At 64.5% G+C, this 12,495-nt stretch carries 8 protein-coding genes; 6 read left to right on the top strand and 2 right to left on the bottom strand.

Annotated elements, in window-relative coordinates:
* Positions 1 to 87: 87 nt before the first annotated feature.
* Positions 88 to 2,397 carry an NADP-dependent malic enzyme gene (locus AC0L3S_RS02195; RefSeq protein ID WP_007609425.1) on the bottom strand — a complete coding sequence of 770 codons (2,310 nt, stop codon included), beginning with the start codon at positions 2,395 to 2,397 and terminating at the stop codon, positions 88 to 90.
* 245 nt (positions 2,398 to 2,642) lie between these two features.
* On the opposite strand from AC0L3S_RS02195, the gene AC0L3S_RS02190 reads away from it, so the two are divergent.
* Entirely contained in the window at positions 2,643 to 4,610 is a 1,968-nt protein-coding gene (locus tag AC0L3S_RS02190) for a hypothetical protein (RefSeq protein ID WP_473277955.1), read from the top strand.
* A gap of 156 nt (positions 4,611 to 4,766) precedes the next feature.
* Here AC0L3S_RS02190 and aspS read toward each other — a convergent pair whose 3' ends face one another.
* Positions 4,767 to 6,539 carry an aspartate--tRNA ligase gene (aspS, locus tag AC0L3S_RS02185; RefSeq protein WP_473257114.1) on the bottom strand — a complete coding sequence of 591 codons (1,773 nt, stop codon included), beginning with the start codon at positions 6,537 to 6,539 and terminating at the stop codon, positions 4,767 to 4,769.
* Positions 6,540 to 6,733: 194 nt separating this feature from the next.
* Between aspS and AC0L3S_RS02180 the strand changes: the two genes are divergently transcribed.
* The 5 genes from AC0L3S_RS02180 (at position 6,734) to AC0L3S_RS02160 (ending at position 12,391) form a co-directional block, all read left to right on the top strand.
* Positions 6,734 to 8,209 carry a protein adenylyltransferase SelO gene (locus AC0L3S_RS02180; RefSeq protein ID WP_473277954.1) on the top strand — a complete coding sequence of 492 codons (1,476 nt, stop codon included), beginning with the start codon at positions 6,734 to 6,736 and terminating at the stop codon, positions 8,207 to 8,209.
* Between the two features lie 169 nt (positions 8,210 to 8,378).
* Positions 8,379 to 9,230 carry a phosphodiesterase gene (locus AC0L3S_RS02175; protein ID WP_473277953.1) on the top strand — a complete coding sequence of 284 codons (852 nt, stop codon included), beginning with the start codon at positions 8,379 to 8,381 and terminating at the stop codon, positions 9,228 to 9,230.
* Position 9,231: 1 nt separating this feature from the next.
* Positions 9,232 to 10,182, top strand: a complete 951-nt coding sequence (locus tag AC0L3S_RS02170; RefSeq protein WP_473277952.1) for a carbohydrate ABC transporter permease — start codon at positions 9,232 to 9,234, stop codon at positions 10,180 to 10,182.
* Positions 10,179 to 11,048: a carbohydrate ABC transporter permease gene (locus AC0L3S_RS02165; protein WP_473277951.1), complete on the top strand. Its 870-nt coding sequence runs from the start codon at positions 10,179 to 10,181 to the stop codon at positions 11,046 to 11,048. Before AC0L3S_RS02170 ends, AC0L3S_RS02165 begins: the two co-directional genes overlap by 4 nt.
* Positions 11,049 to 11,059: 11 nt before the next feature.
* The gene (locus AC0L3S_RS02160; RefSeq protein ID WP_473277950.1) at positions 11,060 to 12,391 is read left to right on the top strand and encodes an ABC transporter substrate-binding protein; all 1,332 of its coding nucleotides are present in this window, start codon (positions 11,060 to 11,062) and stop codon (positions 12,389 to 12,391) included.
* The last annotated feature ends 104 nt before the right edge of the window (positions 12,392 to 12,495 follow it).

Raw genomic sequence — 12,495 nt, 5'->3', positions numbered from 1 at the left:
CGAAAGTCGTTTTGAAAGCATTGAAGCGCCGACGCGCGGCAAGTGCGCTCCCTCGCCCCACTGTGGGGCGAGGTGAAGAGCCCGCCCCTACGTAAACAACGTCGGCTGCTGCCGCGACGCGCGCTCCTGCGCTTCCACCACAGCCACTGCGGTCATGTTGAGGATGCCTCGCGCGGTCACGGACGGGGTGAGGATGTGGGCCGGGCGCGCCGGGCCGATCAGGATTGGGCCGACGGGAAGCGCGTCCGCCAGAGACTTGATCATCTGGTAGGCGACGTTGGCGGTGTCGAGGCTTGGCATGATCATGATGTTGGCCTCGCCCTCGAGGTTCGAGTGCGGCAGCACCATTTTGCGCGCGGCGGCCGAGAGCGCGGTGTCGCCCTGCATCTCGCCGTCGGCCTCGAGCTCCGGATGCTTCTCCTTCAGGAGCTGGGTCGCGCGGCGCATCTTGCGCGAGGATTCGGTGTCGTAGCTGCCGAAATCCGAATGCGAGACGAAGGCGATCTTCGGCTTGATGTTGAAGCGTTGGACGTGGACCGCCGCGAGCGAGGCGATCTCGGCGAGCTCTTCGGCGCTCGGATTGGGCCGCACCTGGGTGTCGGCGATGAAGAAGGCGCCCTTGCTCGTGATCAGCAGCGCAAGCGCCGCATAGTCGCTGATCCCCGGCGTGAACCCGACGATCTCGCGGACATGGCGCAGATGGCTCATGTAGCGGCCCTCGACGCCGCAGAGCATGGCGTCCGCCTCTCCGCGCACCACCGCGAGCGCCGCGATGACGGTGTTGTTGGTGCGCACCACCGTGCGCGCCGCATCCGGGGTCACGCCGCGGCGACCGGCGACCTCGACATAGGATTGCACGTAGGAGCGGTAGCGCGGATCGTCCTCGGGATTGACGAGGTCGAAGTCCTTGCCGGCCTTGATCGACAGGCCGAAGCGCTTGATGCGCGCCTCGACCACCGACGGACGTCCGACCAGGATCGGCGTCGCCAGCTTTTCTTCCAGCACCACCTGGGTCGCGCGCAGCACGCGCTCGTCCTCGCCTTCGGCGTAGATCACCCGCACCGGCTGGGTCTTGGCCTTGGCGAACATCGGCTTCATGACGAGGCCGGAGCGGAACGCGAAGCGCTCGAGTAGCGCGGTGTACTCGTCGAAATTGGTGATGGGCCGGGTCGCAACGCCCGATTCCATCGCCGCCTTCGCCACCGCCGGCGCGATGCGCAGGATCAATCTCGGATCAAAGGGACTCGGGATCAGCGAGCCCGGACCAAACCCTTGCGTCTCGCCGGTGTCGAAGCCTTGCGCGACCGCATCGGACGGCGCCTCGCGCGCGAGCTGCGCGATAGCCTCGACGGCGGCGTGCTTCATCTCCTCGTTGATGGCGCTGGCACCGACATCGAGCGCGCCGCGGAAGATGAAGGGAAAGCACAGGACGTTGTTGACCTGGTTCGGAAAATCGGAGCGGCCGGTGCAGATCATGGCGTCGGGACGCACCTTGCGCGCCTCCTCCGGCATGATCTCCGGCGTCGGATTCGCAAGCGCCATGATGAGCGGCTTGTCGCCCATCGCCTTGGCCATCTCGGGCTTGAGCACGCCCGGTGCGGAGAGGCCGATGAAGATGTCGGCGCCGCCGATCACGTCGGCGAGCGTGCGCTTGTCGGTCTTCTGCGCATAGACCGCCTTCCAACGGTCCATCGTGGTGTTGCGGCCTTCGTGAACAAGGCCGTCGATGTCGCAGACCCAGATATTCTTGCGCTGCGCGCCCATCGACACCAGCAGGTTCAGTGTCGCGAGCGCAGCGGCCCCTGCCCCCGATGCCACGATCTTGACGTCCGACAGGTTCTTGCCGTTCAGGCGCAGACCGTTGGTGATCGCGGCGGCGACGATGATCGCAGTGCCGTGCTGGTCGTCATGGAAGACCGGGATCTTCATGCGCTCCTTGAGCTGCGCCTCGATCTCGAAACATTCCGGTCCGCGGATGTCCTCGAGATTGATGCCGCCGAAGGTCGGCTCGAGCGCGGCCACCGTCTCGACCACGCGTTCGATGGTGTCGGCAGCGATCTCGATGTCGAACACGTCGATGCCGGCGAATTTCTTGAACAGGACCGCCTTGCCCTCCATCACCGGCTTCGAGGCCAGCGGGCCGATATTGCCGAGGCCGAGCACGGCGGTACCGTTCGAAACCACGGCGACCAGATTGGAGCGGATCGTCAGCGTCGCCGCTTCCGCCGGATTCTTGGCGATCTCCATGCAGGCGGCGGCGACGCCGGGCGAATAGGCCAGCGCCAGGTCACGCTGGTTGGCAAGCGGCTTGCTCGCCTGGATCTCGAGCTTTCCGGGGCGCGGCAGACGGTGATAGGCGAGCGCCGCCTGGTGGAGATCATCGGAATAAGACGACATGCGGTGTCTCGCCTCGCGTTACCGGCCTCAAACTACGTTGTCCTGACCGGCCCGCCTTCGGGTGGTATTTCCGGGTCATGGAAACGGGATGAAGCACGCCGGGCGCCCCGGTGGCAACATCCGATTGCGGCCCCATCAACAGGCCGCGCGGTCAAATATCTGATCGCGCTCGCTTTCCCTGGACCGCGCGTTGCTTTGCGAATATGGCAGGTTGCGTCCTGCAACGCGAGCAACTGGAGCTGGGAATGAAGCGAATCCTGATCGGCCTGATCGTCGTGGCCGCGCTGGCCGCGGGCGGATGGTTCGGCTTCAGCTTCTACGCAAAGCATCGCGTCACCGCCGAGATCGACGCCGTCTTCGAGCAGATCCGCTCCGGCGGCGGCAAGGCAAGCCACGGCAAGGTGGCGTTCGATCTGACGAGTCGGACGTTGACGATCGAGGATATCGCGGTTGAGCCTACCAACCAGCCACAAGCGCGTGTCAAGATCGCCGTCATCAAGGGCGTGGGCATCCGCCAGGTCGAGGAGACACGCTTCGCGGCCGACAGCATCGATGTCTCGGGCTTCGAGGTCGCGCTCGACGAGGTCGGCCCCGGGAAGCTGAAAGTCTCCTACAAGGTCCCGCAGCTGACCATGCGGGATTACGTCGGTCCCCTTCATGCTCAGAACGCGCCAACGTCAGGCTCCCTGATCGACATGTACCGTTTCGTGCTCGACCAGTACGCAAACGTGACGGCTTCTTCCGTCATAGCGCCGACCCTCGCGGTCGCCTTCGATGCGGGCAAAAGCGCCGGGGGCAGTGGCGAAGTCGCCTATTCGGGTCTCGCGATCCAGAAGCTCGGCCAAGGCAAGATCGCCGCGATCAAGGCGGAGCGCGCCAGTTTCACCATCAACGTGCCGCAGCCGGGCAAGACGGACAAGCTGACCGGCGAGGTGTCCGACATCATCATCAATGATTTCGATTCGACCGCGATCGCCGCCGTGCTCGATCCCCAGAAGGCCAACGACGAAAGCTATCATCGTGTCTACGGGCAGATCTCCAGCGGCACCTATGTCGTTACCTCGACGCTCGGCATCCGGATGCAGGTCGACGGGATCGCCATCACCGACATCGCGGTGCAACCATCGAAATTCCGGCCGGCCGAGATCCTGGCACTGCTGCCGGCGGACAGCTCGGTCCCGCCGACGCCGGCGCAATCGCGCGAGATGATGGAAAAGCTCGCCGGGTTCTATGAGGGCCTTCGCGTCGGCAAGATCGAGATCGGCACCATGTCGATGACGACCCCGCAGGGGACGCCCCGGCTCAGGGCCATCAGATACCAAGAGGGCGAGTTCGCGCTCGAAGGCCTGGATGCGCCGACGCCACAAGGGCAAATCAAGATGGAGCGCTTTGCGCTCAAATCGCTCAGCATCGCGAAACTGATGCGGTGGGCGGCGAGCCTCACCCATCCCGGACAGCCCCCCTCGCCGGCTCAGATGCTAGGCCTGTTCGGCGTGCTCTCGGGCGCGGAGATCAAGGGCGTGTCGGCGCCTTACAAAAACACCAAGAAGCTGGTCACGATCGACACGCTGAGCGTGGACTGGGGGCAGATGATCGGCCCAATCCCGAGCAAGGCGCATGTGGTTGCCAAGATGGTCATGCCCACCGATCCATCCGATCCGAAGCAGCTTACATTGATCCTCAGCGGAATCGACAAGCTCGCGATCGACCTGGATCTCGGCGCGGCGTGGACAGAGTCGTCCAGCAGCTTCGCTCTGACGCCCGCGACGCTCGACATCGGGATCGCAAAAGTGCAATTGCGTGTCGCGCTCAGCAACGTACCACGCGAGGTGTTTTCGACGGATCCCGCCCAGCCGATGGGTCAGGCGGCCCGGATTGAGGCTGTCGCGCTCGAGTTCTCAGTGCGCGACAATGGTTTCGTCGATTCCACGGTGACGCAGAATGCTCGAGGGCGAAATGTCAGCCGCGACGTCGCACGCCAGACACTCGTCGATAGCGTCAAAGCCTACCGAGCAGATATCGCCGCCGCCAATCCGGAGGCAGGCACGGCGGTGGATGCGGTCGCAAGCTTCATCGAAACGCCGGGCCAGACGCTCGTCATCAAGGTAACGCCGCGCGCGAAAGTGCCGCTGATGCAATTGATGCAGCTCTTCAATGCCGACCCGGAGGGCACGCTGGCGCAGTTCAATATCGAGGCGTCGACGGGGCTGTAGTTGGATTCGTGTCCCGGACGCGCTGCAGCGTGTAACGCTGCTGCGCAGAGCCGGGATCCAGAAGCCTGCTGCTCGCTCAGACGTGGGCCCCGGCTCAGCAGCGCACCACTGCGTGCTGCGCTGCGTCCGGGGCACGGACATCTTCCCGCGCGAACTTCACTTCTGCGGCAGATTCACCTTCACGTGCAACTCGCGGAGCTGCTTGGGGCTGGGCTCCGACGGTGCGCCCATCAGGAGGTCCATGGCCTGCTGGTTCATCGGGAACAGCGAGATCTCGCGCAGATTGTTGGTGCCGCACAAGAGCATGACGATGCGGTCGACACCGGCGGCCATGCCGCCATGCGGCGGGGCGCCGTACTGGAAGGCGCGGTACATGCCGCCGAAGCGATCGACGACTTCCTGCTCGCCATAGCCGGCGATCTCGAACGCCTTCACCATCGCTTCCGGCACGTGGTTGCGGATTCCGCCCGAGGCGATCTCGAAGCCGTTGCAGGTGATGTCGTACTGGAACGCCTTGATGGTCAGCGGGTCCTGGCCCTTCAAGGCATCGAGACCGCCCTGCGGCATCGAAAACGGGTTGTGCGAGAAGTCGACCTTCTTGTCTTCCTCATTGTACTCATACATCGGGAAGTCGACGATCCAGGCGAGTTCGAACCGCTCCTTGTCGGTGAGGTTCAGCTCCTCGCCGACCTTGTTGCGGGCCAAGCCTGAAAACTTCCAGAACTTGTCGGGATCGCCGGCAACGAAGAACGCGGCATCGCCTTCCTTCACGCCGATCTGCGCGCGGATCGCGGCCGTGCGCTCAGCACCGATGTTGTTGGCGAGCGGACCGGCACCTTCGCCGCCCTCCCGCCACATGATGTAGCCAAGGCCCGGCTGTCCCTCGCCCTGCGCCCATGAATTCATGCGGTCGCAGAAGGCGCGCGAGCCGCCGCCCGGCGCCGGGATCGCCCACACCTGGTTCTTGGGGTCCTCCAACATCCGCGCGAACACCTTGAAGCCGGAGCCGCGGAAGTGTTCGGAGACGTCCTGCATCTCGATCGGGTTGCGCAGGTCCGGCTTGTCGGAGCCGTATTTGCGCAAGGCTTCCGCGAACGGAATGCGGCGCCAGCCCTTGGTCACCGGCTTGCCCTTGGCAAACTCCTCGAACACGCCGGTGATGACAGGCTCCATCGCGGCGAAGACGTCTTCCTGCGTGACAAAGCTCATCTCGACGTCGAGCTGGTAGAATTCGCCCGGCAGACGATCTGCGCGCGGGTCCTCGTCGCGGAAGCAGGGCGCGATCTGGAAGTATCGATCGAAGCCCGACATCATCAGGAGCTGCTTGTACTGCTGCGGCGCCTGCGGCAGCGCATAGAACTTGCCGGGATGAATGCGCGACGGCACCAGGAAGTCGCGCGCGCCCTCCGGCGAGGACGCGGTCAGGATCGGCGTGTTGAACTCGAAGAAGCCCTGCCCCTCCATGCGCCGACGCATCGACTTGATGATGTCGACGCGCGTCATGATGTTCTGGTGCAGCTTCTCGCGGCGCAGGTCGAGGAAGCGGTACTTCAGGCGGATGTCTTCAGGATATTCCTGGTCGCCGAACACCGGCAGCGGCAGGTCGCCGGCCGGGCCCAGCACCTCGATCTCGCTGACATAGATCTCGATCTTGCCGGTCGGCAGATCGTCATTGTCGGTGCCTTCGGGGCGGCGGCGGACCTTGCCGTCCATCTTGACCACGAATTCCGAACGCAGCTTCTCGGCCTGCGAGAACGCCGGCGAGTCCGGATCGACCACGCACTGGGTCAGGCCGTAATGGTCGCGCAGGTCGATGAACAGCACGCCGCCATGGTCGCGAACGCGATGGACCCAGCCCGAAAGGCGGACCGTCTCGCCGATGTTGCTCTCGCGGAGCGCGCCGCATGTATGTGACCGGTAGCGATGCATGGTCGTCCCAAATTCAATGTCGGAGGATCGAATCGAACCGCCGAAACGGCAGGTCCAAAGTTGCGGCAGGGTTTACCCCGGGAGGACGGGGGCGGCAACCAAGGGGACGGCCCGTTTTCGGCTGGAAGTGGCCATTTTTGCCCAATCTGGGCTCAAGCCTTTGCCATCAGGCGTTCCACGCCTATCTTGAGACCATGACAGTCCATTTCCCGTTCCAGAATTCCTATTCGGCGCTGCCCGACAGCTTTTTCGCCCGGGTCGCACCGACGCCGGTGGCGGCGCCCCGGTTGATCAAGCTGAACCGGCCGCTGGCGGTCCAGCTCGGGCTCGATCCTGACGTGCTGGAGACCCCTGAGGGCGCCGAAATCCTGGCGGGCAAGACGGTTCCCGCCGGCGCCGATCCGATCGCCATGGCCTATGCCGGCCACCAGTTCGGACAGTTCGTACCCCAGCTCGGCGACGGACGGGCGGTGCTGCTCGGCGAAGTCATCGACAAGGACGGCATCCGCCGCGACATCCAGCTCAAGGGCTCGGGACCCACCCCGTTCTCCCGCCGCGGCGACGGCCGTGCCGCGCTCGGGCCGGTGCTGCGCGAATATATCGTGAGCGAGGCGATGTTCGCACTGGGCATCCCGACCACGCGCTCACTCGCCGCCGTCGTCACCGGCGAGCACGTCATCCGCGAAACCGCGCTGCCCGGCGCGGTGCTGACCCGCGTTGCCTCGAGCCATATCCGCGTAGGTACCTTCCAGTTCTTCGCCGTCCGCCGCGACACCGACGCGATCCGCCGGCTCGCCGACCATGTCATCGCCAGGCACTATCCGGAGCTGCTTGGCGCCGAGCGGCCCTATCACGCCCTGCTCGGTGGCGTCGTTGCGCGCCAGGCCAATCTGGTCGCACGCTGGCTGCTGGTCGGCTTCATCCACGGCGTGATGAACACCGACAACAGCTCCATCTCCGGCGAGACCATCGATTACGGCCCCTGCGCCTTCATGGACACTTACAATCCGGCGCAGGTGTTTTCCTCGATCGACGAGATGGGCCGCTACGCTTATGCCAACCAGCCGCGCATCGCGCTGTGGAATCTGACCCGGCTGGCGGAATGCCTGTTGCCGCTGTTCTCCGACGATCAGGAAAAGGCGGTGGCCGAGGCCCAGGACATTCTCGCCGCCTTCTCCGACACGTTCAGCGACGCCTATCAGGCAGGCCTGCGCAAGAAGGTCGGCCTGTTCACGGAGCGCGACGGCGACGACGCGCTGATCCAGGACCTGCTGGATGCCATGGCCAAGAACCAGGCCGACTTCACCCTCACCTTCCGCAAGCTTGGTGACGCCGCCGGCGATCCGGCTGCCGACGATGCACGCGCCCAGTTCATGGACCCCGGGGCGTTCGACGAGTGGGCCAGCCGCTGGCGCGAGCGCACGGCGCTTGAGCCGCAGACCGCAGCCGAACGGCAGGCTGTCATGCACGCCGTCAACCCGATGTTCATCCCGCGCAACCACCGCGTCGAGGCCGTGATCCAGGCCGCGGTCAACGATGACAACTACGCGCCATTCGAGGAGCTGGTGAAGGTCTTGGCCAAACCGTTCGAGGACCAGCCGGACTACGCCGCCTACGCCGATCCCCCGCTGCCGGAGCAGCGGGTGCTGCAGACGTTCTGCGGGACGTGATGACAAACTCGGTGCGTAGGGTGGATTAGGCGAAGGCGTAGCGAGCCGAGCTTGTGGACGCCTCGCGCCACCGGAACCGCTGTCATCAAACTGAAACACTCGCACTCTAACGGCCTGTCAGGGTCGTCTTGCCGGAGGCGCCCACCCTCCAACGATCCTGACAAGCGCCATGCCCTTCAAGTTCATCCACATCACCGACACGCATCTCGCGAACCCCGGGCTGCTGCTGTATGGCCTCGATCCGCGCGCCCGACTGGACGCTGCGATTGCCGACCTCAACAAGCATCACGTCGACGCCGCCTTCGCGGTCGTGACCGGCGATCTCACCCATTGGGGCGAGGCTGAATCCTACGCCAATTTCGCCGACGCAATGGCGGCGTTGAAAATTCCCTACATCGCCATGGTCGGCAATCATGACCGCCGCGTCACCTGCCTCGATAGTCTGAAGGCGGCCCCGCGCGATCCGAACGGTTTCGTGCAGGGCACGCGCACCACCGAGCACGGCCTGTTCGTGTTTCTAGACACGCTGGACGAGACCAGCCATGCCGGCGAGATGTGCTCCAGGCGTCTCGGCTGGCTCGCGAGCACGCTCGCGGCCGCGCCGATGGACATGCCATTCGTGGTCTTCATGCATCATCCGCCGTTCCCGGTCGGCGTCCATGCCATGGACGAGATTTCGCTGGCACAGAGCGCCGAGTTCGCTGAGGTGATTGCGCCCTACCGGTCGCGCATCCGCCACCTCTTCTTCGGCCATGTGCACCGGCCGATCTTCGGCAGCTACGGCAAGATCCCGTTCTCGACGCTCCGCGGCACGAATCACCAGGTCTGGTTCGAGCTCGACGCTGCCGCGGCCGAGCATCTCGCCAGCCATGAGCCGCCGGCTTACGGCGTGGTGCTGATCGACGGCGAGAACCTGGTCGTGCACAGCCACGACTTCCTCGACACCAGTCTGCGCTTTCCCTTCGAGCCACCGGCGGGAGTGGACGACCGCGACTATGCGCTCAATTTCCCGGCGCGGTGAGATGAGCTTCGCAGAACCCGCGGCTCTCTCGGTCGCGGCCTCGGCGGCGCCGCGCCTGCATGTCGTGAAGCGGTTCTCTCACCGCTTCAAGACCTCGCTGCCGGCCTATCTCCTGCTGCTGCCCTCGCTCATCTTCCTCGCACTGTTCACCTATGGTGCGATGGGCCGCGTCCTCGTCGACGCGCTGTACCAGCGCGCCACGCCCAGGGCGCCGGTCCGTTTCGTCGGCCTCGACAACATCGCAGCGGTGCTTGCGGACCCCGCCTTCACTGGCGCGGTCGTCAACAATCTCGTCTATGCCGTCGGCACCGCGGTCCCGAGCATTGGCCTCGCGCTGCTGTTCGCGCTGGCGCTGGCGCGCACCAATGCCGTGACCAGCGCGCTGCGCGCCGCGCTGTTTTTGCCGGTGCTGATCCCCATGGTCGCGGCCTCCGCGCTGTTCCTGTTCATCTTCCTGCCCAATGTCGGGCTGCTCGACTATTACATCGGCCGCTTCCTGCCGGTGCTGCCGAACTGGCTCGGCGATTCCGACATCGCGCTTTACGCGATCATGGTCATCACGATCTGGAAGAACGCCGGCTACTACATGCTGTTCTTCCTGGCCGGCCTCCAGGCGGTGCCGGAAGATGTCATGGAAGCCGCCTATCTCGACGGCGCCGGGCCGTACCAGCGGCTGCGCCACATCATCCTGCCCGAGCTCAAGCCCACCTTCCTGTTCGTCACGGTCATCGCCACGCTCAACGCGGTCACGCAGGTCGACCACGTCTTCGTCATGACCAAGGGCGGGCCGTCCAACGCGACCAATCTCGTGCTGTTCTACATCTATCAGCAGGCGGTTGAGCACTACGACATCGGCAAGGCCTCGGCAGCTACACTGCTGACGCTTGCGGCGCTGATGGGCCTCACCGCGCTCTCATTCCGGACGATGGCAAACCGCGAGGGCGGGTCATGAGGCTGTTCGACCGTCTGTTCAGGGACGCCCCACTCGCCACCCGCCGGGAAATCACGCCAAAGCTCGGCTTTGCGCTGACCGTGCTGCTCGCGGTGGTCTGGCTGATCCCGTTCCTGTGGATGGGTGTGGCGACGCTGCGCCCGGCATCCGACGGCATCAATCTCATAGCCGAGCTGATACCGAGCCTGAAGCCGACGCTCGACAACGTCAGGGACGCCTGGGAAATCGGCGATTTCCCAGGCTACACCCTCAACACCATCATCATCTGCACCGGCATCCTCCTGGTGCAGGTCGTCACGATCACGCTGGCGGGCTTTGCCTTTGCCCGGCTCGACTTCGCGGGCAAGACGCTGATCTTCTATCTGTTCCTGATGCAGCTGATGCTGGTGCCGGTGCTGCTGATCGTGCCCAATTTGAGCCTGGTGGCGCAGCTCGGCCTCTACGACACGCTCACCGGCGTGATGATGCCGTTCTTCGCTTCCGCCTTCGGCACCTTCCTGATGCGGCAAGCGTTTGAGGCTATACCGACCGAGCTGGAAGACGCTGCCCTGATCGACGGCGCCAGCCTGCTCCAGCGCATCCGCCACATCTATGTGCCGCTGTCGATGCCGAGCTTCTCAGCCTTTGCCATCATCTCCGTGACCAGCCATTGGAACGACTTCCTGTGGCCGCTGATGGTGATCAACTCGCCGGACAAGCGGCCGCTCACGGTCGGGCTCTCGGTCTTCACGGCGACCGCGGAAGGAACGCAGGCCTGGGGCACCATCGCCGCCGGCACGCTGATGGTGATCGCACCGCTGCTCATCACCTTCCTGATCTTCCAGAAACGCTTCATCAGCTCTTTCGTCACCTCAGGCATCAAATAGGAGATTTCTCGATGCTGTTTTCCCGCAGGCTCATGCTTGGCCTTGCCATCGCAGGCACTTTGGCAGGCGCCCTCACCTTCCCGGCGCTGGCCGAAGGCCCGACCGAGATCGACCTGTTCTTCCCCGTGCCCGTCGACGGCAAGCTCGCCCGCGACATGAGCACCCTGATAAAGGAATTCAACGAGACCCATCCCGCGATCAAGGCAACCGCGGTCTACACCGGCTCTTATGACGACACGCTGATCAAGACGCGCGCCTCTATCAAGGCCGGCAAGCCGCCGGCTGCGGTGATCATGTCGGCGAACTTTCTGCTCGATATGCAGATCGAGAACGAGCTCGCAAACCTCGATCCCTTGATCGCCGCCGACGGCACCACCAAGGAGCAGTTTCTCGGCCAGTTCTTTCCGGCGCTGCAGGGCAACGCGGTGATCAACGGCTCGGTCTACGGCGTGCCATTCCATAATTCGACGCCGCTGCTCTACGTCAACGCCGACAAGGCGAAGGAAGCGGGCCTCGATCCGAACAAGCCGCCGCAGACTTGGGCCGAATTGACCGACTGGGCCAAGAAACTCACCAAGCGCGAGGGTGACAAGGTGACCCAATGGGGCATCGCGATCCCCTGCGCCTACGATTATTGCGGCTGGATGATGGAAACGCTCACCATGAGCAATGGCGGGCGCTACTACAACGAAGAGTTCGGCGGCGAGGTCTATTACGACACGCCCTCGATGCTCGGCGCGCTGACCTGGTGGAACGACCTCGTCACCAAGCACAAGGTTCACGCGCCCGGCGCCACGCCCGGTCCGGCCGTCAGCACCTCCTTCATCTCCGGCAACGCCGCGATGATGATGCTCTCGACGGGCTCGCTCACTTACGTGCGCGACAACGCCAAGTTCGCCTACAAGGTGGCCTTCATCCCGCGCAACGTCCGCAACGCCGTGCCGATCGGCGGCGCCTCGCTGATCGTTCCGGCGGGCCAGGGAGCCGACAAGCAGAAGGCCGCCTGGACGCTGATCAAGTGGATGACCTCGCCCGAGAAGAGCGGCTGGTGGAGCCGCGCCACCGGGTATTTCGCCCCCAACATGGCCGCCTACAAGACGCCGGACATGGTCGAATTCCTGAACAAGAACCCGGACGCCAAGACCGCCGTCGAGCAGCTCGACGTCGCAAAACCGTGGTTTGCGACCTACAAGACCGTGCCGGTGCGCAAGACGCTGGAGGACGAGGTCATGCTGGTCCTCAACGGCAAGAAGCAACCGAAGGAGGCCCTCGCCGCCGCCCAGAAGGCCGCCGACGAGACGCTGAAGCCGTATAACGCGGAGACCTCGCTGAAGCTGCCGTAAGGCCGGATGCAACGTCAAACGAACGTCGGCGCTCCGTCATGCGGGGCGCCGAATTCGTTTTGGACGGCCGCCCCCGTTAACCCCACGTCCACCATCCGGCCCGA

This window comes from Bradyrhizobium sp. Ken01, assembly GCF_055807355.1.
Note: the sequence above shows the minus strand (reverse complement) of the source record. Positions and strands in the feature narration are given on the sequence as shown.